Raw genomic sequence first — 19,802 nt, 5'->3', positions numbered from 1 at the left:
TCACCCCACCGCTCCCACCACCCCCACCGGTCTCGTCGACCCGATGGCAGCCCCTCCCCTCTCGCCGTCGACATCGCCATCGCCGGCGCCATCGTCATCGCCGTCGTCGTCGATGGCCTCCCCTTCCTCGTCCGCACCGCCGTCGTCCCCGCAGATGACGGTCGCGCCCCCGGGCGAGCCGCCGACGGCCACCTGACCGCCGCCGGCGCACCGCATGCCCCCCGAGTTCGCCGGTCTCGCGCCGCCCGCCTGGCTGCTGCGCACCCTTCGGCCGCAGCGGGCCGCCGTCAACCGGGCCGCCGTCGTACGGGCCGCCGTGGCGATGACGCTGCCGCTGGCCGTCGGACTCGCCGTCGGGGAGCCCGCCTACGGGGCGCTGGCGTCCATGGGAGCCCTCTCCGGGGTCATCAGCGACACCGCCGACGCGTACCGGATGCGCATCCTGAACATCGCCGTCCCGCAACTTCTCGGCGCGGTCGGCGTGACGCTCGGCGCGCTGACGTACGGGCACGGCTGGGTCACCGTCGGCACGCTCACCGCCGTCGCGCTCGTCTCCGGGATGATCTCGTCGATCGGCGCCGTCGCCTCCGTCTCCGGGCTGCTGCTCCTGCTCAACGCGGTGATCGGCGCGGGCCTGCCGCTGCCGGGGGCCTGGTGGGCGGCGCCGGTCCTGATGGCGGGCGGCGGGCTGCTGGTGCTGCTGCTCGCGCTGCTGGCCTGGCCGCTGCGGTCAGGGGTGCCGGAACGGGCGGCGGTCGCCGACACCTACCGGGCGGTCGCCGACCTGCTCGCGGCCCACGACAGCGCCAGCCCCGGCGGTCCGGACGGCTCCGGGAGCACCGGGAACGCCGGAAGCACCGGGAGTCCCGGCGGCCGGGACCTTCCCGACGCCCCGGACGCCCCCGACGCCTACGACGCCGCCCGGCACGCCGTCACCCGCTCCCTGAACCAGTCCTACGACCTGATCCTGGCCAGGCGTGCGCGCCACCACGGCCGCAGCCCCGAACTGACGCGCCTGCTCGCCCAGTTGAACGCGATCACGCCGGTCGTGGAGGCCGCGCCCGCCGCCCGGCTCAGCGGCCGTCCGCTGCCCGAGGCGATCCCGGCGGCGGTGCGCGGACTCGCCGACGCGGTCGCCGCGGGCCCCACCGCGGCCGTCGCCGCCGTCGCAGCCGTGGAACTGCGGCTGCCCGCGCCCACCTCGGAGGCCACCCGGGCCGTCGACCACGCGCTGCGGCACGCCGCCGAGGTGGTCGCCACCCCCGACATCGACCCGCAGGCCATCGACGACCGGCTCGGCCGCCCCGCCGCGCTCGGTGTCCGCGCCGCCCGCGCCGCCCGCGACGTCGCCCTGTCCGGGGCGTCCTGGCGCTACGGGCTGCGGCTCGCGCTCTGCGTGGGCATCGCGCAGGTGCTGGTGTCGACGGTCCCGGTGCCGCGCTCCTACTGGGTGGCGCTCACCATCACGTTCGTCCTGAAGCCCGACCTCGGCTCGGTCTTCTCCCGCGCCCTGCTGCGCGCCGTGGGCACGGTCGCCGGGCTCGTGGTCGCGGCCGCCGTCCTCTCCCAGGTGCAGCGCGGCTGGTGGGACCTGGCGGTGCTGCTGGTGCTCGCCCCGCTGATCCCGGCGCTCACCCCGCGCGGATACGGCTACCAGACGGCCGCGATCACCCCGGTGATCCTGCTCCTGTCGGACAACCTCAACCACCAGGGCACCGGGCTGATCCTGCCCCGACTGCTGGACTCCCTGACGGGGTGCGCCATCGCGCTGGTCGCCGGGTACCTGCTGTGGCCGGAGAGCTGGCACACCCGGGTCGGCACCCGGCTCGCGGACGCCGTCGAGGACACCGCGCGCTATGTCGCCTCGGCGTTCGGCGACGGCACCGAACCGGCCGCCCGCGCCCGGATGCGGCGCCGCATCTACCGCGATCTCTCCGTCGTCCGCACGGAGTTCCAGCGCGCCCTGACCGAACCGCCGCCCACCGGGCGCCGGGCGGCGGCCTGGTGGCCGCTGGTGGTGGCGGTGGAGCGGATCGTGGACGCGACGACCGCGGCCCGGGTACGGGTCGGGCACGGCGCGCCGCCGCCCGACCCGGCGGAGGTCGAGCACGTGATCGCGCACATCAGGGAGTTGACCGAGGGCATCCGCAGGTCGGCGGTGCTCGTCGGGGTCCGCGCCGACCTCACGGGTCCTGCCGACAGCGTCCTCGAACCGCTGCGCCAGGAGGTGGCCGCGGCGCGGGCGGTGGCGTCCCCGCGCTGACCGGCCACCGCGCCGCCCCGAGCCCGGAGCCGCGCGCACGGGTGCGGCCCGCCCTGTGCAGGAGGGCGGGCCGCACCGTGTGGGGGGTGGTGGCGTGTGCGGGCCGCGGTCGCTCAGCGGGCCCGGCGCACGGACGAGGTGGCTACTTCGCGAGCGCCTTCTCCATCGCCGCCGCGAGACCGTTGGCCCACAGCTGGTTGACGCGGGCCCGCTCGGCGGCGTTCGGGCTCGAGTTGGTGCAGGAGGTGCCGGGGCCGCCACCGGACATCAGCTCGCTGCACGGACCCGAGTAGTGGTCGGGAAGACCGAGCACGTGCCCGGTCTCGTGGGCGGTCACGCGGGTCGAGTCGTACTGCTGGTTCTGCGCGTAGTCGAGGAAGACGTAGCCGCTGCCGTGCCCGTTGGTGGACGCGTACGAGCCGCGGGAGTCGTTGCCCTCGCGGTAGCTGAAGTCGGCGTTGGACGCGGTGCCGGCCTGGAGCTTCACGTTGGTGACCGCGCTGTTCCAGATCTGCGTGGAACGGGCTATCACCGCGCTGAACGACGGCGCGCTCGAAGCGTTGTAGACGACGGTCACGGCGGCGGCCGAGGTCGGGTTGGCGGCGCGCTTCTCGGCGACCGACTTCAGGACGGCCTCGAAGAACGCCTGGTTGTCCTTGGACTCGGCGGCGGAACCGGTGTACCCGCTGACGGCGGAGGCGGCCTGCGGCGCGGGGGCGGCGGAGGCGGGAACGGCGGCGCCGAGAGCGGCGAGTCCGAGGCTGACGCCGAGAGCGAGGGCGCTGCGGGAGACGGACGTACGCATCGATGACTCCTAGGGTGGGGGGTGAGTCGTCACCGAGGAGTTTCGGCGCCAGGCGGGCGGCTGTGATGATGGCAACCGGCGATAGCACGGGCGTATCACCGCCGGGCCCGCCGGTGACCCGCACCCCGATTCGCCCCCGCTGAAGGGGTTTTGCCCATCTGGTGAAACCTGTGATTCCGCTTTACGCTCCGGCCGTATGGAGCTTGAGGTGAGGCACCTTCGCGCGCTGTGCGCCATCGCCGACACCGGGAGTCTGCACCGGGCGGCCCGCCAACTGGGCGTGGCCCAGCCGTCGTTGAGCACCCAGTTGCGCCGTATCGAACAGGAGCTTGGCGGCACCCTGTTCGCCCGCGCCCGCACCGGCTGCCGCCCCACCCCGCTGGGCCGCCTGGTGCTGAGCCGGGCCCGCCCGCTGGTGGCCGAAATGCGCGCCCTGGTGAGCGAGGCGAGGGCGTGCGCGACCGGCGGGACCGAGCTGCGCGTGGGCTCCACCGCGAGCCGCGCGCTGGCGGGCTGGCTGCGCCGGCTGCGCGCCCGCGGCCAGGAACCGAACCTGCACATGAACGTTTCTCCGAACGTCCTGCTCCACATGGTCGCCGACGGCCAGCTCGACGTGGCGTTCGTGCACGAGGTCGAGGGCACGCCGCTGCGCGTCCCCGAGGGGCTGCGGCTGCGGGTGCTGGTCGGCCGGGAGCCGCAGTTCGTGTCCCTGCCGGCCGACCACCCGACGACGGCCGCCCCGGTGGTCGACGTCCGTGACCTGGCCGGGGACCGCTGGATGATCGACCCGACGGTGGACGGCGAGTGGGACGCGGTGCAGCGGATGTTCCGCGCGGCCGGCATCAACCCGCCGGTGCTGCACGGCGATTACCACACCGCCGCCGCGCTGGTCGCGACCGGCGAGGTGGTCACCGTCTGCCAGCCGTCGTGCCTGCCGCGCGCGGACATGGCCGTCCGCCGGCTGCACGGCGACCCGCTGGGCGTGCGGCTGCTGCTCGCGGCCCGCACGGAGACGGACCTGGAGGGCGCGCTGCCGGCCCTGGAGGAGGCGTACTGGGAGGCGGCACGGCTGGCTCCCGCGTACCGCGAGTGGCTGGAAAGAGAGGGAAGACCGACCCCGGCACCCGCCCCGACCCCGGTCCTCTCGTAGGACGGGCGCAGGCACGCACGCGCCGCGGGAGAGGATCGGGGACGCCGGGGGGACGCAGGGGGGACGGCCGGGGGATGGCCGGGGGGCGGCCGGGTGCCGACCGGGGGCGGCCGGGGAAGGAGCCCCCCGGGGGGAGCCCCGGGGAGCCCGGGGCGGGGAGTCGGCCGGGTGACCGCTCAGCCGTTTCAGACCCCGATGTCCTCCCCGTCCTTGCGCCAGACGGCGACGACGGCGGGGCGGACGATCTTGCCGGGGCCGTCGGGCCAGGCGCTCGCGGGCTTCTCGACGGTGGCCCCGGCGATCTCCCCCGGGTGCTGCACGGCCACCAGCACCCGCCGGCCTTGGACCAGCGGACCGCAGGTCTCGGCGCCGGTCGGCACGGTCAGGAACTGCTTCAGCTCGCCGCGCCGCTCGCCCCGGGTGGCGACGCCGAACAGGCCGTCGTGGGAGCCGAGTTGGTTGCCGTCGGTGGAGATCCACAGGTTGCCGTGCGGGTCGAAGGCGACGTTGTCGGGGCAGGAGATGGGGCTGACGGCGTCCTTCGGGAACCCGGCGAAGTAGGTGGACGGGTCGTCGGGGTCGCCCGCGACGAGGAAGAGGGACCAGCCGAACCGGGTGCTGTCGGCGCGGCCCCGGTGCTCGGTCAGCTCCAGGATGTGCCCGTGCTTGTTGGCGTTGCGCGGGTTGGCCTCGTCGGCGGGGGCGTTGGCGCCGACCCCGCGGTTGGTGTTGTTGGTGAGGGCGACGTAGACCTTGCCGGTGACGGGCGACGGCTCGATGTCCTCGGGCCGGTCCATCTTGGTGGCGCCGACCTTGTCACCGGCGAGCCGGGTGAAGACGAAGACCTCGTCGGCGGACATCCCGGCGACGTGCGAGACGGCCCCGCGCGAGGTCGCGGTGGCGAGCGGGATCCACTCGCCGCTCCCGTCGAACTCGCCGTCGGCGGGCAGCTTCCCGCTCCCGTCGATCTCGATGGCGGGGGAGTCGCCGGTGAGGCGGGCCACATAGAGGGTGCCCTCGTCGAGCAGCGAGAGGTTGTGCTCGCGGACGGCCCGTGACGAGCCCTTCTTCATCCGCTTGCTGCCGACGAACTTGTAGAAGTAGTCGAAGCGCTCGTCGTCACCGGTGTAGACGACGGGCCGGCCGTCGTCGGTGAGCCGCACGGTCGCGCCCTCGTGCTTGAAGCGGCCCAGCGCGGTGCGCTTGCGGGGCGTGGAGTGCGGGTCGTAGGGGTCGAGTTCGACGACGTACCCGAACCGGTGCGACTCGTTGGGCTCCTGGCCGACGTCGAACCGCTTGTCGAACCGCTCCCACTTCCGCTCGGTGGCGCCGGTGCCGAGCCCGTACCGCTTGTCGGTGGCCCGGGTGCCGTGGGCGAAGTACTGGTTGAAGTTCTCCTCGCCGTGCAGGGTGGTGCCCCACGGGGTGGTGCCGCCCGAGCAGTTGTTGAGGGTGCCGAGGACCTTGCGCCCGGTCGGGTCGGCGGAGGTGCGCAGCAGCGGGGACCCGGCGGCGGGCCCGGTCAGCCGGAACTCGGTGGTGGCGGTGACCCGCCGGTTGAGGTGGTGCCGGGGGACGGCGGTGAGCGCGCCGGTCCTGCGGTCCTCCTCCACCACCACGACACCGAGACCGTGCGCGGCCCAGCCGACCTCGACCTGCTGCCGGGTCGGGTTCTCGGGGTCGTAGCCGCGGAACATCAGGACCTCGTCGGTGTACTCGTGGTTGGCGACGAGGAGCTGCCGGTGCCGCTCGCCGGGAACCGGCAGCAGCGCGAGGAAGTCGTTGTTGTACCCGAACTGCCCGGCCTGGGAGGCGGCGGTCTGCTTCTCCGGGTCGAAGGCGGGCGCCCCGCGCAGGATGGGGTCGCCCCAGCGGACGACGACGTTCTGCCGGTACCCGTCCGGGACGGTGACGGCGTCGGCGGTGTTGGGGGCGACGGCGTCGAACCGCAGCCCGCGGGCGGCCCTGGACCCGTGCCCGGGTTTCTTCCGGGCGCCGGAACCGGCCACGGAGTCGGCGGTGGCGGCGGTGGCGGGCCGCGCCCCGGCGACCGTCGCGGACCCGGCCGCGGCGACGACGGTGACCGCGGCGGCGGCCCGCATCATCGAACGGCGGCCGATGGCACCGGCGATGACATCGCCGACGTAGGCGTTGGACGTGGTGTTGGGCACCTCCTGGAAACAGGCGTCACCACACCGGAAACGGCAGGTCAGCGCGGAGCGCCCGCCCGGGTGGGAAGCGGACGGCGTTCCGATCAGCGGCAGCGGCTTGCGCACTTTACTCTCCCCTTGCGATCCCTTGGTATGGGCGTGACGGTAAGGGGGCGCAGGAGCGGGGGCGCGGCGCCAGGATGAACGAGGGGTGAACCCCGGGGATCTGTGGAGGTGTTGACAGATCAGCCGCATGGGCTTCCCGCCCCTACCCAAGATCCCCATCTCGGGCCGCTAACCTTACGTATCCGTCCTGGCCAGCGATTGACGTGCTTCCACGCACGCGCCTGGCCTGCGATCGACGGGCTTCAACTCACGCGAAGGGTTGCGCACATGGGCATTCTCACTCTCCTGCGGAACGCGTTCGGCAGGTCACGCAAGGGGCGTGACGCCGAGGCGGAGGGTGCGGACCGTACCTCTTCGCAGACGCCGGCCTCAGAGTCCCCGGCGACTCCGACAGTCCCCGCCCCGTCCAAGGAACCGAATCCGGCCACCCAGGCGGAGGCCCCGACCTCACCGACGGTCCCGGAACAACGGGACGACGAACACGACCTGGTCACGGCGGCCTTCGCCAACGTGACGGTCCCGAGGCCGACGACGTCGGAGGAGGGGACGGGGGGCACGGACACGTCACCGGCCACGGGGGAAGAGGTAACGGAGGCCCGGGCGGAGACACCCGAGACTGCGGTCGAGGCCAGGACCGAGGCCGAGGAGCCGGTGGCTGAGGAGCCGGTGGCTGAGGAGCCGGTGGCTGAGGAACCGGTGGCCGAGGCTGCCGGCCCGGTGGTTGAGACGCCGGTGGCTGAGGAGCCGGTGGCCGAGGCTGCCGGCCCGGTGGTTGAGACGCCGGTGGCTGAGGAGCCGGTGGCCGAGGCTGCCGGCCCGGTGGCTGAGGCGCCGGTGACTGAGACGCCGGTGGCTGAGGTCGCGGAGACCGAGGTCGAGGAGCCGGTGACGGTCGAGCCGACGACGGTTGCGGCTGAGCCGGTCGTCGAGACGGAGCCTGTGATCGAGGCTGAGCCGGTCGTCGCGGCGGACGCTGCGGCTGAGCCGGTCGTCGAGGAGCCGGTGGCCGAGGCCGCGCCGGTCGTCGAGAAGGAGGCTGCCGAGCCGGTCGTCGAGGCTGAGCCGGTGTCCGAGGCTCAGGCGGAGCCCGTCGCGGAGCCCATCGCGGAGCCCGAGACCGAGCCGGTCGCGGAGGAGAAGGTCGAGGCCGAGCCCGTCGCCGAGACGGAGACGGCGGCCGCTCCGGTCGTCGAGGCCGAGCCCGAGGTGGCGGCCGAGCCGGTGGCGGAAGCCCCCGTCGAGACGGTCACGGAATCGGCCCCCGAGGCCGAGGTGACGCCCGAGCCGGTGAGCGAGACGCCCGCCGAGCCCGTCGTCGCGGAGGCGGAGCCCGAGCCCGTCGTCGCAGAGCCCGCGCCCGCGCCGGTGGCCGAACCGGCCGTCGAGGCGGAGCCGGTCGCGGCGGAGCCCGAGCCGATCGCAACCGAGGTCGCGCCCGAGCCGGTCTCACCCGTGCCCGCGACCGAGACCGCCCCCACCGCCACCCTGGCCGCACCCCCCGTCGCACCCCCGGCCGCGCCCCCTGTCGCCCCGGCCGCGCCCCCGGTCGCCGAAGGTGGAGCCGTCGGGGCGGTGCCCCCCACCCTCCTCACCGCCTACACCGCCGCCGGGGCCGCGCTCGCCGCGCGCCCCGCCGCCCGCGCCACCGTCTACCTCGTCCTGGACCGCTCCGCGTCCATGCGCCCGTACTACAGGGACGGCTCCGCCCAGGCCCTCGCCGAGCAGACCCTCGCCCTCGCCGCCCACCTCGACCCGGGCAACGACACCCCCGTCCACGTCGTCTTCTTCTCCACCGAGCTGGACGGCACCGCCGACCTCAGCCTGACGGACCACGACAACAAGATCGACGTTCTGCACGCCTCCCTCGGGAGGATGGGCCGCACGAGCTACCACTCGGCCGTCGAGGCGGTCGTCGCGCACCACGAGAAGCACCGCCCGACCCCCGAAACCCCCGCGCTCGTGGTGTTCCAGACGGACGGCGCACCGGACGCGAAGACCCCGGCGACCCAGTCGCTCACGGAGGCGGCGAAGAACCACCCGGCGCTGTTCTTCTCGTTCGTCGGGTTCGGCGAGCACGACAACAAGGCGTTCGACTACCTCCGCAGGCTGAAGACGCCGAACACGTCGTTCTTCCACGCGGGCCCGACCCCGCGGGAGCTGACCGACGCGGAGCTGTACGAGGGCATCCTGGCGGGCTGGCGCCCGTAACCCTCCCCGTCCCGCCTGAGCCGCCCGCGTCCCACCCGCTAAAAGGGGAGGCGGGCGGCTCAGCCGTGTCGGATACGATTTCAAGGTTCGTATCTAGTCTCCGTTCGCCGTCTCTCACGTCCACGACGTGCGCCGAACGACCGACCTGGGAGCAGCCACGATGGCTCGACACCTCATCACCAGCGCCCTTCCGTACATCAACGGAATCAAGCACCTGGGCAACATGGTGGGGTCCATGCTCCCGGCGGACGTGTACGCCAGGTACCTCCGCCAGCGCGGCCACGACGTCCTCTACATCTGCGCGACGGACGAGCACGGCACCCCCGCGGAGCTGGCCGCGAAGGAGCATGGCGTGCCGGTGGCGGAGTTCTGCGCCACCGCGCACGGCGCGCAGAAGGCGGTCTACGACGGCTTCGCTCTGGCGTTCGATTATTTCGGTCGCAGCTCGTCCCCGCAGAACGTCGACATCACGCAGCACTTCGCGCGCCGGCTGCACGAGAACGGGTTCATCGAGGAGCGGGCGATCCGCCAGGTGTACTCCCCGGCGGACGGCCGTTTCCTCCCGGACCGCTACGTCGAGGGCACCTGCCCGCACTGCGGCTACGACAAGGCGCGCGGCGACCAGTGCGAGAACTGCACGCGGGTGCTCGACCCGACGGACCTGATCAACCCGCGTTCGGCGATCTCCGGCTCGACGGACCTGGAGGTCAGGGAGACGAAGCACCTGTTCCTGCTCCAGTCGAAGCTTCAGGTCGAGGTCGAGGAGTGGGTGGCGAGGCACGAGGCGGACTGGCCGCAGCTCGCGTCGTCGATCGCCCGCAAGTGGCTGACGGAGGGCCTGCACGACCGCGCCATCACCCGCGACCTGGACTGGGGTGTGCCGGTCCCGGCGGACACCTGGCCGGAGCTGGCGGCCGAGGGCAAGGTGTTCTACGTCTGGTTCGACGCCCCGATCGAGTACATCGCGGCGACGAAGGAGTGGTCGGACGAGGACCCGGAGAACCGTGACTGGAAGTCGTGGTGGTACGGCGAGGCGGCCGGGGACGTCCGGTACACGGAGTTCATGGCGAAGGACAACGTCCCGTTCCACACGGTGATGTTCCCGGCGACGGAGCTGGGGGTGCGTGAGCCGTGGAAGATGGTCGACTACGTCAAGGCGTTCAACTGGCTGACGTACTACGGCGGCAAGTTCTCGACGTCGCAGAAGCGGGGCGTCTTCACCGACCAGGCGCTCGACGTGCTGCCCGCGGACTACTGGCGGTACTTCCTGATCGCGAACGCGCCGGAGTCGGACGACTCGTCGTTCACGTGGGAGCACTTCACGGCGACGGTGAACAAGGACCTGGCGGACACGCTGGGCAACTTCGTGAACCGGGTGCTGTCGTTCTCGAAGAAGCGCTTCGGCGACGAGGTCCCGGCGGGCGGCACGGCGGGCGAGGCGGAGACACGCCTCGGCGAGGAGATCGCGCGGCTGCTCGCGGAGTACGAGGAGCAGATGGCGGCGCTCCAGTTCCGCAAGGCGGCGTCGGCGCTGCGGGCGCTGTGGTCGGCGGGCAACTCCTACCTGGAGGAGAAGGCGCCGTGGCTGGAGATCAAGACGGACAAGGACGCGGCGGCGCTGACGCTGCGGACGGCGATGAACCTGATCCACCTGTACGCGGTGGTCTCCGAGCCGCTGATCCCGACGTCGTCGAAGGCGATGCGCGCGGCGTTCGCGCTCCCCGAGGACGAGGCGACGTGGGTGACGCGGGAGGAGGCGAAGACCTTGACGACGCTGACGCCGGGCATCCCGTTCACGGTCCCGCCGGTCCTGTTCGCGAAGCTGACGGACGACGACCTGGCGGCGTACAAGGAGCGCTTCGGCGGCGAGCCGGCGGCGTGACGCCGTAGATCAGGGTGAGGGCCCGGGAGGCAAGACTTCCCGGGCCCTCCCCGTCTCACAGACCGGCGACGAACCCGCCCCAGACATCGCCGGCGACGACGAGTTGGGGTCCGCCTATGTTCTTGGAGTCCCGGACGTGCACGACACGGGCCGCGACGGCGACCTCGACGCAGTCATTGCCGTCCCCACTGCTGCTGTAAGTGCTCTTGAACCACACCAATACAGAGCCGCCCATCACACGGCTCCACTCAAGGCGTAGGCCACGAGCCCGGCCCAGGCGCCGGGCGCGACAGCGAGCTGCGGCCCACCTATGACCTTGGAGTCCCGGATGTGCACCGTGCTGCTGGATGCGGCGACCTCGACACAGGAGTCGCCTTCGCTGCTGCTGCTGTAGCTGCTCTTGAACCACACCAGACCCGATGCATCCCGAGTCGAGGCTTCGCAGATCATGTCTCCCCCAGCAGTTGCTCAATGAAGGCGTTCGACTCACGCGGCGTGAGGGCCTGAGCCCGGATGATCCCATACCGCAGTTCAAGGATCCTGAGCTGCTTCAGCTCGCTAACCGGTCGGCCACCGGCCACAGCCGGCGAACGCCCGACCGCAGAGCCGTCCTCGAACTTCAGCACTTCGATTCCACCTGCCAGCCCGGCATGCTCCTCGCGCTCCATCGGCATCACCTGAAGCTCAACATTGCGCAACTGGCCAATGTGCGCAAGGTGTTCAAGTTGGCCACGCAGCCGAGCCTTCCCTCCCAGAGGGCGTCGAAGCGTCCACTCCTCCAGAACAAAGCTGAGTTCCGGCGCCAACTCCCTCTCGAACACCGCCTTCCGAGCCACCCGCGCCGCGATGAAACGCTCCACCTCATCCTCGTTGTACGCGGGCCGCCGCATCAGAAGCAGCGCCCGCGCATACTCCGGCGTCTGCAACAGCCCATGGATGTTCAGCGGATCATAGAGCTGGAGTTCCACCGCCTTCGCTTCCATCTGCGCCAGATCCCGAACCTTCTTCGGATACCGAACCTTGGCCACGTCCTCCTTCATCGCGGCCAGCAAGCCACCCGCCTCCAACACCTCGTCCGCCCTGTCCAGGAACTCGGGGCGGGGGATCCGCTTGCCTCCCTCCAGCTTGTAGACCATGTCCTCGCCGTATCCGACCGCCACCCCGAAGTCCGGGGCGCGCATCCCCACCGCCTCCCGTCGCAGCCTCAACTGCCGTCCCACCGTGGTGACTACGGCGAGTCCCCACTCGTCGTCGGGGTCCACCTCCCACCCCGGCTCGTCGGTCTCGTCCTTGAGTCGCCCCGCGTCACCGTCCACAGACATCCGCGCCCCTCCGTCACCTGGTCGCAGGCCGGGGAAGACAGCTCAGACGCATGCCGACAAACCCCGGACAGTCACTCTACGTATCGCTCATGTCACTGTTCACGGCAACCACAGGCAGCCACGCTGAGTGACATGAATCAGGAAATCTCCACCCAACTCCACCCCGCGGCCCACCACTTCGCGATCCGGCTGTCGGCCACCCCACGCGGTGCCCGCGGCGCCCGACTGCTCGCGACGGCGTGGCTGAGCCTCTGGGGTCTGCCGGCCTACAAGACCCAGTCCGCGAGGCACCTCGTGGCCGAACTCCTCGCGAACGCGGCGACGCACGGCCGAGTCCCCGGCCGCGACGCGCACCTCGCGCTCACTCTGCGGGACAACACCCTCCGCATCGAGGTGACGGACACCCGCGGCGACGGGACGGACATCCCCCGGTCCCCTCAACCACCCTCACCGGACGCGGAGTCGGGTCGGGGCCTGCTGATCGTCGAGGCGCTCGCGGACCGGTGGGGCGTGGAAACAGGTCCGGTGCCCCGCAAAACCGTATGGGCGGAACTGGACCTCGCACCGAAGCATGGGAACCCGTGCGCCGGTGCCGCGGGCGGTCTTTAAAAGGACCACTAAGGGAAAAGGAACCCCACCAAACCCCACCCCTCCCGCCCACGGAGCGTGCTCACTCTCCCGAGTGAACATAGCCAACTCAGTTTGGTTTGCGCCCTATTGCCTGCGCTACCTTCAGCGGCGTCAGCACGACGTCCGAACATACGACGGCCCTCGCAGGGACTGGCATCCCACGCGAGGGCCTACCCACCTAGGAACCTAGCCATTCCCGATGGACATCCAGAATTCTAGCAACGACCCGCGTCCCCAGGCCCGTTTCGCCGCGAAGAACCACCCTCGCCGGGTCAACCGCACCACGGCGGAGGCCCGGGGCCTGATCCACGACAACACGCCCCACCGGACCCGCTTCACGGTCGTCGGCAACCACCTGGCCCAGCACGCCGAACTCTCCTTGCTGGCCATCGGCTTGGCCGTGCACATCCAGTCGCTGCCGACGGGCGCGCCGATCGACATCAAGACCTTGGCGTCCCGCTTCCCGGAGGGCGCGACCCGCATCGCGGGCGCGTTGCGGGAGTTGGAGACGCACGGCTACGTGCGCCGCACCCGATTACGGGTGGAGTCGGGCCGGATGGTGACCCGCACGACGTCCTGCAACCAGCCGACGGCAGCCGCCGCCACCGTCCCGAAGGCGGAGCCCCCGGACTCCCCGCCGCCGCACCCTCCGCCACCGGACCGCCCGGCGCCTCGCCCACCGATGCCGCACCGCCCGGCAACAGCCCCGCCCCCGAGGCGTGAACCCCGCCGAGCGCTGCCTCCCGTACCGCAGCCGGCCTACGCGCCCCCCGACCTCCTGCACACGGCGATCGACACGCTGGCGGCCCTGCGCCGGGAGGACCCCCGCCTGCTGATCTCGGCGACGGACGCGGACCACCTCGCACCCGGCGTGGTGGCCTGGCTGGAACGGGGCCTGACCCCCACGGCCGTCCGCAGAGCCCTGGCCCACGACCTGCCACCGGAACCCCTCCGCCGCCCGGCGGCCCTGGTGGCCCACCGCCTGACGACGGGTCTCCCGCCGCTCCCGAGCTTCGCCCCCGCGACATCGGCCACCCGGCCTCCGCCCAGACCTCCGCTACAGAACTGCGAGGGCTGCGAGAAGGCCTTCCGCGCCCACACCCCGGGCCACTGCCCGAACTGCCACCTACGACTCAGGAACGCACATGGTCAGTTCGCCCCACGAGGCGATGCACCGCATCTTCCAGGACCACCCGGGCCTCTTCTCGGGGGTCTCGGAGGCGCTGGGCGTGAGATTCACCCGCCCGACAGCCGTGAGCATCATGCCCACGGACCTCACGGAGACCAGCCCGCTCGAACGCCGGGTCGACACGCTGTTACGCCTGGAGACGGAGGACGAGGAGCCGTTTCTGCTGGCGATCGAGGCACAGGGCAAGAAGGACCCTGACAAGCTGGCGAGTTGGGCGTACTACGCGTCGTACCTGCTCACGAAGTACCGGTTGCAGCCGATGCTGTTGGTGGTCTGCCAGGACCGCGCGACGGCGGAATGGGCGTCACGACCGGTCCGCTTCGGCCCACCTCAGTGGCCCCTGCTGACACTGCGTCCGCTGGTGGCGGGCCCGCACAACATGCCAGTGATCACCGACCCGGCGGAGGTCCGCAAGGACCTGGCGCTGGCCACCCTGTCCGCGATCACACACGTCACGAACCCGGACGTAGGCACCATACTGAAGGCAATGACAACGGTGCTGCGCGAGACCCCGCACACCCTGTCCGACCCCATCGTCGAACTCATCGCACAGGGCATGGGAAAGCACCCAGCCGCAGAGATCTGGAGGAAACTGATGGCTGTGGACCTCTCTTTCTACAAGTCACCGATCTCCCAAGAAATCCGCGCCGAGGCCGAGGCAAAAGGCGAAGCCCGGGGCGAGGCCCGAGGCGAGGCCAGGGGCGAGGCTCGGGGAGAAGCCAGAGGCGAAGCCAAGGGCCAAGCCAAGGCCATCCTGACCTTCCTCGAAGCACGCGGCATCGCCATCCCTGACGACGCCCGTGAACGCATCACCACCTGCGACGACCCGGACCTCCTCCGCCTCTGGATCACCCGCACCCCGACCGCCGTCACCGTCAACGACCTCTTCACCGACGAGTAGCGGGCGCCCATGAACCTCTCGTTCTACAAGTCGCCCATCTTCCAGGAGATCCGGGACGAGACCCTGGTCAAGACGCGTGCACAGGACATCCTCGTGCTCCTCGAAGCACGCGGCATCGACATCCCTGACGACGCCCGTGAACGCATCACCACCTGCGACGACCCCGACCTCCTCCACCACTGGATCACCCGCACCCCGACCGCCGTCACCGTCAACGACCTCTTCACCGACGAGTAGCAGGCGCCCGTGGATCTCTCGTTCTACAGGTCACCGATCTCCCAAGAAATCCGCGCCGAGGGTGAAGCCATTGGCCAAGTCAAAGCCATCCTGACCTTCCTCGAAGCACGCGGCCTCGACATCCCTGACGACGCCCGTGAACGCATCACCACGTGCGACGACCCGGACCTCCTCCGCCGCTGGATCACCCGCACCCCGAACGCCGTCACCGTCAACGACCTCTTCACCGACGAGTAGCAGGCGCCCATGAACCTCTCGTTCTACAAGTCACTCGTCTTCGAGCGACTCGACGACGACGCCTACATCCACGACTACCTCGATGCCTATCTGGAGGGCTATGCCGAGGGCTTCGCGAAGGGCTATGCGAAGGGCTACGCCGAGGGCTATGCCAAGGGCCTTCGAAAGAGCGTCGTGCTCCTTCTGGAGTGTCGTGGTCTCGACATCCCCGAAGCCGCCCGCACCCGCATCACCGCCTGTGACGACCACACGCTCCTCACTCACTGGCTGGATCGCGGTATGACCGTCGCCTCCGTCGACGACCTCTTCGCGGACGAGCCCACGTCCAACACGGCATCCAAGGCGGACATCGGGGACGGCACAGGTATCCAGGCCGACCAGGAGGCCGCGTTGATCCCCCGCCCCCGTCGGACACCTGGTGCCCTGCTCGCGGCCCTCGCCGCCGTCGACCCCGATCGTCTGGACGAGATGCGGCGGACGAGGGACGAGGCCTTCGCCGAAGCCGTCGAGCGGCAGTCGATGAGCCCGGTGGGAAGCTGGGTCCTCGCCTGGGCCAGGGACATCGAGATCGCTCGCCGTCCGGGGCTCTCCGCCCGCCAGGTCCGCGCGCGGGGGCTCCTGGAGCACGAGGATCCCGCCGTCGCGAGGAAGGCACTGCGGGAACTGCGCGCCGTCCGGGACGAAGCGATGGTGGCCATGCGCGGCTGAGCTGGACGTGGGTACGTCCTCGGGGCGGAAGGGACCGCTCGTCCCGTTCCCCGGCGCGTACCCGCCGTCTCCGCCGACGGCCCGGGAATCACCTCACCGGGCCGCCGGCCGTTCGGGGGCGGGTTGGGTGGTCAGGACTCCTTCAGGACCTCCGCTCCCGTCGTCGTTCCCAGCGTCGTCGGGAGGTTCTTCGCCGACTTCTCCAGGCCCGCCGTCAACGTCGGTGTCCAGTTCACCGTCGTCTTGATCTTCTTCGACGCCGCCGCGTTGTACGCGGCCACCAGGTCGGTCGTCGTCCCGTTGACGAGGTTGCCGGTGCCCGCGATCGACCCCGTGCCGTCGCCGCTCAGGAGCTTCGCGGTCTTGCCGCCGCTCGGGACGGTCCAGTAGTTGTTCTCGGCGACGACCTGCGCCTTCGCCCGGGAGTTGATGCTGTACTGCGGCGCGTAGCCGTTCAGCTTCGTCGTGTCGTACAGGTTGTTGTAGACGTGGATCTGGCCCAGCCGGGCCAGCGGCGCGCGCTGGGTGATGCCCCTCCACACGTTGTGGTGAATGGACACCCGCAGCTTGCCCGTGCTGTCGGTGTCACTGCTGCCGATCAGCATCGTCTTGTCGTGGGCGGTGAACTGGTTGTACGACACCGTCACCAGGTCCGACCCCTTGGTGATGTCCAGCAGTCCGTCGTGGACCTGGTACTCGCGGCCGAAGTACGCCGGGTTGGCGCTGTCGAAGCGCGGCGCGTCGGTGAACGTGTTGTGGTCCGCCCAGACATGGCTCGCGCCCCGCAGAGTCACCGCGTCGTACTCGGAGTTCCAGTTGCCGTCGTCCCCGTCCGTCGGGTCCCACTGCGGGAAGCAGTCCTCGGTGGCCGAGAACGTCAGGTCGCGCACGATGACGTTGTCGACGTTCTGGATCTGGAGCATGCCCCCGGTGATCCCCGCCTTGGTGCCCGGGACGCCGACGACGCTCGTGCTGGACGGCACCTTGAAGACGATGTTCTTCGCCTGCTTGTCCTGCGCCGCGTCCCGCGCCGTCTCCTGCGTGCCGGACGGCAGCTTGGCGCGGCCGTAGCTCGCCGGGTCGAACGCCTTCAGATAGGCCGGGAGCGAGTAGCCGGTGCCCGCGGAGTAGTCCGCGCAGGTCAGCTTCTTGCCCGAGTCGTCGGTGTTGGCGTCGATCGTGCCCTTCACCTTGATGATCCGGGGCGTGGTGTCGGACGCGGAACCCAGCGCCTTCACCAGCTGCGCGCGGGTGGAGACGGTGAAGGTGTGCGCCGCGTCGGCCTTCGCGCCACCCGTCGTGCCCGTCCCCGACGACGCCCAGCCGTCCTTCGCGGCGAGCGTCTGGTGGTACAGGTCGACGGTCCCGGCGTTGGCGTTCATCACGAGCGCGCCCGCGGCGGCACCCGCGGCCACCGCGGCGGCGGAGACGACGAGGGCGCGGCGCTTGCGGAGGGACCGGCGGTGGGAGGGAGCGGGCACGGGGAGTCCTTACGTACAGGGGGAACTGACCAGCGGTGAGCGCCCGTTCGCGGGCCTCACGTCCCTCTGTCGCCACCACCCCGCCGAAAGGTTGCCGGACGCTGGCGCGTTCCCCGCGCCCCACAGAGAGGCGGAAAGCCGCGGTGCGCCACCCCCGCCCCGGCCGCCGGCCGCGGCCCCCGTCCTACGTCGAGACGGCCGAAGGACCGACCCGCGGACGCGGCGCGGCGGGACCTTCGGACACCCCCTCGACGGAACCGGGTCCGGGACGCCCGGAAACCTCGGACCGTCCCTCGGCGGGATCTGGAGCGGGTCCGCGATCCTCGGACCGGCCGTCGGCCGGACCACGATCAGGTCGGGAGCCCTCGGATCGTCCCCCGTCCGACGCACCCACACCCAGCGCCTCCCGCGCCGCCCGCACATGCGCGAGTCCCTCCCGCGCCGTCCGCGTGACCTCCGCGTACTCCGCCGCTGTGTGCGCCCCGGCCAGCCGGACGCGGGCCTCCCGGTGGCACTCCGACGCCTCGGTCAGCTCCCGGCCCGCCGTCTCCCCCGCCGCCGTCGACCAGGTCGGCGCGTCCGGCGGGACGAGGCTCGCGCCCAACCGGATCAGCCACCGGTTGGCCTCGGCCTCGGCGTCCAGATCGGAGAGCCCCGTCCGGCCGGACAGACCGGACCTGCCGGAACGGCCCGACCGGCCCGACCGGCCCGACCCGACGGAACGCCCCGTCCCGCCGGACAGCCCCGACAGGCACCGCTGACGCGCGGGGTGCGTGACGTTCGTCTGGTCCGGGTCGGCCGCCGTCCGGGGCCGTCGCTCACGTCGTCGCGCGACCGCCGTGCCCAACGCTCCCGCGATCAGCAGTGCCGCGAACCCGATCGCGAACCCCATGGCTGCCTCCCCTTGCCCACCGAACCCGGCCGGACCCCGCCCGACGCCCGTCCGGCCCGTCCGCCGCCCCGGCCCGTGCGCGGTCCGGCTTGTCCGCCTGTCGCGGCTGTCGTCCTCTATGACACGACAGGCCGCTGTGGGTCTCCCCCAGGATTCCTGTGGCCCTGCGGTGAGGTTCCGCCAGATTTCCCCGGATCAGCCGGTTTTCCGGACTCCACCGGTCACTCCCGACCGGTCAGCCTCGCCGGTCACCTCGGTCACCTCGGTCACCTCGGTCACCGCAGCCTCGGCCGTCCCTCCAGGCGCCCCCAACCCCACCGGCCGCGCCGCGCGAATGTACCGGGCCGCGATCACCGCGAGGAGCGACGCCGCGGTCAGGGTGTACATGCCGCCGTTGGTGGAGCCGGTGGTGTCCTTGAGGTAGCCGAAGAGGGTGGGGGAGACGAAACCGCCGAGGTTTCCCACGGAGTTGATGAGCGCGAGGCCCGGCGCGGCGATCCGCAGGTCGAGTCCTGACTGCGCCATCGGCCAGAACAGGGTCGCCGCGCACTTGGAGCCGACCCCGGCCAGGGTGATCGCGGCGAGTCCGAACCAGGGCGAGCCGAGGGTGGCGAGGTACGTGCCGATCGCCGACAGGACCAGCGTGATCGCGAGGAACGGGCGGCGGTCAGGCGCCCGGTCGGTGAACCGGCTCATCGAGTACATGGCGATCATGGAGCAGATCGCGGGGATCGCCGAGAGCAGGCCGACCTGGAAGGACGACAGGCCGCCGATCTCCTCGATCAGGCTGGGCAGCCAGAACGTGATCGCGTACCCGGTGAGCGTCATCGCGAAGAACGCGCCGGTGAGCAGGGCGACCTGCGGGTGCAGGACGAGCCGCCAGCGCGCGGTCCTCGGGGCCCGGCTGCGGGCCTCCTGGTCCTGGGCGACGGCCGCGCCGAGCGCGTCCTTCTCCTCGCGGGTGAGCCAGCGGGCGTCCTCGATGCGGGAGACCAGGAAGAACCCGGCGGCGATCCCGACGAGCACCGAGAACGTTCCCTCCAGCGCGAACATCCAGCGCCAGCCCGCGAAGCCGCCCAGGCCGTGCAGTTCGAGCAGGGCGCCGGTGATCGGCCCGGTGATGACGCCGGCGGCGGCCGAGCCGCCGAGGAAGATGGCGCTGGCCCGGCCGCGGTCGGAGTCCGGCAGCCACTGCGTCATGTAGAGCATCGCGCCGGGGAAGAACCCGGCCTCGGCGACACCCAGCAGGAAGCGCAGGCTGTAGAACATGGTGACGTTGTGGATGAAGCACATCGCGATGATCACCACGCCCCAGGTGATCATGATGCGGGTCAGCCACACCCGGGCGCCGAATCGTTCCAGCAACATGTTGCTTGGCACCTCGAAGAGGGCGTACCCGATGAAGAACAGGCCGGCCCCGAGGCCGTAGGCGGTGGCGCCGATGCCGACGTCCGCCCGCAGCTCGTCCTGGACGAAGCCCACGTTCGTCCGGTCCAGATTGTTGATCAGCAGCATCAGGACCAGCAGCGGCATCATGCGGCGCAGGAACTTGCCGACCGCCCGGCGCTGGGCTGCGTTCTGGGGGCTCTCGGGGTTCCCAGGGTTCTTGGGGTGTCCAAGG

17 protein-coding genes are annotated in these 19,802 nt (G+C 71.4%); 9 read left to right on the top strand and 8 right to left on the bottom strand.

Going from position 1 to position 19,802, the window contains the following annotated elements:
- Nucleotides 1–214: 214 nt before the first annotated feature.
- Nucleotides 215–2,263, top strand: coding sequence for an FUSC family protein (locus DDJ31_RS20205; protein WP_127178904.1), 2,049 nt, complete (start codon nt 215–217; stop codon nt 2,261–2,263).
- 142 nt (nt 2,264–2,405) lie between these two features.
- On the opposite strand, the gene snpA is transcribed toward DDJ31_RS20205, so the two are convergent.
- A complete protein-coding gene (snpA, locus tag DDJ31_RS20200) occupies nt 2,406–3,068 on the bottom strand; it encodes a snapalysin (protein WP_127178905.1) in 663 nt (220 codons plus the stop codon).
- 196 nt (nt 3,069–3,264) lie between these two features.
- Here snpA and DDJ31_RS20195 point away from each other — a divergent pair, with 196 nt between their 5' ends.
- Nucleotides 3,265–4,218, top strand: coding sequence for a LysR family transcriptional regulator (locus DDJ31_RS20195; protein WP_127178906.1), 954 nt, complete (start codon nt 3,265–3,267; stop codon nt 4,216–4,218).
- Nucleotides 4,219–4,403: 185 nt separating this feature from the next.
- Here DDJ31_RS20195 and DDJ31_RS20190 read toward each other — a convergent pair whose 3' ends face one another.
- The gene (locus tag DDJ31_RS20190) at nt 4,404–6,494 is read right to left on the bottom strand and encodes a PhoX family protein (RefSeq protein ID WP_127178907.1); all 2,091 of its coding nucleotides are present in this window, start codon (nt 6,492–6,494) and stop codon (nt 4,404–4,406) included.
- 849 nt (nt 6,495–7,343) lie between these two features.
- Here DDJ31_RS20190 and DDJ31_RS20185 point away from each other — a divergent pair.
- On the top strand, nt 7,344–8,702 hold the full coding sequence (locus DDJ31_RS20185) for a VWA domain-containing protein (RefSeq protein WP_346656278.1): 1,359 nt from the start codon (nt 7,344–7,346) through the stop codon (nt 8,700–8,702).
- 160 nt (nt 8,703–8,862) lie between these two features.
- Complete coding sequence (metG, locus tag DDJ31_RS20180; protein WP_127178909.1) at nt 8,863–10,584, top strand: methionine--tRNA ligase; 1,722 nt, start codon at nt 8,863–8,865, stop codon at nt 10,582–10,584.
- A gap of 55 nt (nt 10,585–10,639) precedes the next feature.
- On the opposite strand, the gene DDJ31_RS20175 is transcribed toward metG, so the two are convergent.
- Genes DDJ31_RS20175 through DDJ31_RS20165 form a run of 3 tightly spaced genes read right to left on the bottom strand, consistent with a single transcriptional unit; the run spans nt 10,640 to nt 11,906 of the window.
- Nucleotides 10,640–10,819, bottom strand: coding sequence for a DUF397 domain-containing protein (locus tag DDJ31_RS20175; RefSeq protein ID WP_127178910.1), 180 nt, complete (start codon nt 10,817–10,819; stop codon nt 10,640–10,642).
- Nucleotides 10,819–11,034: a DUF397 domain-containing protein gene (locus tag DDJ31_RS20170; protein ID WP_127178911.1), complete on the bottom strand. Its 216-nt coding sequence runs from the start codon at nt 11,032–11,034 to the stop codon at nt 10,819–10,821. The genes DDJ31_RS20175 and DDJ31_RS20170 overlap by 1 nt, the downstream gene beginning before the upstream one ends.
- Nucleotides 11,031–11,906 carry a helix-turn-helix domain-containing protein gene (locus tag DDJ31_RS20165; RefSeq protein WP_127178912.1) on the bottom strand — a complete coding sequence of 292 codons (876 nt, stop codon included), beginning with the start codon at nt 11,904–11,906 and terminating at the stop codon, nt 11,031–11,033. Before DDJ31_RS20165 ends, DDJ31_RS20170 begins: the two co-directional genes overlap by 4 nt.
- 132 nt (nt 11,907–12,038) lie before the next feature.
- Between DDJ31_RS20165 and DDJ31_RS20160 the strand changes: the two genes are divergently transcribed.
- The 5 genes from DDJ31_RS20160 (at nt 12,039) to DDJ31_RS39890 (ending at nt 15,808) form a co-directional block, all read left to right on the top strand.
- On the top strand, nt 12,039–12,515 hold the full coding sequence (locus DDJ31_RS20160) for an ATP-binding protein (protein ID WP_127178913.1): 477 nt from the start codon (nt 12,039–12,041) through the stop codon (nt 12,513–12,515).
- Between the two features lie 1,166 nt (nt 12,516–13,681).
- Nucleotides 13,682–14,626, top strand: a complete 945-nt coding sequence (locus DDJ31_RS20155; RefSeq protein WP_171480860.1) for a hypothetical protein — start codon at nt 13,682–13,684, stop codon at nt 14,624–14,626.
- 9 nt (nt 14,627–14,635) lie between these two features.
- Nucleotides 14,636–14,863 carry a hypothetical protein gene (locus DDJ31_RS20150; protein WP_127178915.1) on the top strand — a complete coding sequence of 76 codons (228 nt, stop codon included), beginning with the start codon at nt 14,636–14,638 and terminating at the stop codon, nt 14,861–14,863.
- A gap of 9 nt (nt 14,864–14,872) precedes the next feature.
- On the top strand, nt 14,873–15,100 hold the full coding sequence (locus DDJ31_RS20145) for a hypothetical protein (protein WP_127178916.1): 228 nt from the start codon (nt 14,873–14,875) through the stop codon (nt 15,098–15,100).
- A gap of 9 nt (nt 15,101–15,109) precedes the next feature.
- Nucleotides 15,110–15,808 carry a hypothetical protein gene (locus DDJ31_RS39890; protein ID WP_346656279.1) on the top strand — a complete coding sequence of 233 codons (699 nt, stop codon included), beginning with the start codon at nt 15,110–15,112 and terminating at the stop codon, nt 15,806–15,808.
- A gap of 131 nt (nt 15,809–15,939) precedes the next feature.
- On the opposite strand, the gene DDJ31_RS20135 is transcribed toward DDJ31_RS39890, so the two are convergent.
- The 3 genes from DDJ31_RS20135 to DDJ31_RS20125 all read right to left on the bottom strand — a co-directional run bounded on the left by DDJ31_RS20135 (nt 15,940) and on the right by DDJ31_RS20125 (nt 19,717).
- A complete protein-coding gene (locus DDJ31_RS20135) occupies nt 15,940–17,289 on the bottom strand; it encodes a pectate lyase family protein (protein WP_127178917.1) in 1,350 nt (449 codons plus the stop codon).
- Nucleotides 17,290–17,473: 184 nt separating this feature from the next.
- Complete coding sequence (locus DDJ31_RS38765; protein ID WP_206280677.1) at nt 17,474–18,181, bottom strand: hypothetical protein; 708 nt, start codon at nt 18,179–18,181, stop codon at nt 17,474–17,476.
- Between the two features lie 195 nt (nt 18,182–18,376).
- Nucleotides 18,377–19,717: an MFS transporter gene (locus DDJ31_RS20125; protein WP_431029196.1), complete on the bottom strand. Its 1,341-nt coding sequence runs from the start codon at nt 19,715–19,717 to the stop codon at nt 18,377–18,379.
- Between the last annotated feature and the right edge of the window lie 85 nt (nt 19,718–19,802).

Origin of the sequence: Streptomyces griseoviridis (assembly GCF_005222485.1) — a bacterium.
Classification (GTDB): domain Bacteria; phylum Actinomycetota; class Actinomycetes; order Streptomycetales; family Streptomycetaceae; genus Streptomyces; species Streptomyces hintoniae.
Note: the sequence above shows the minus strand (reverse complement) of the source record. Positions and strands in the feature narration are given on the sequence as shown.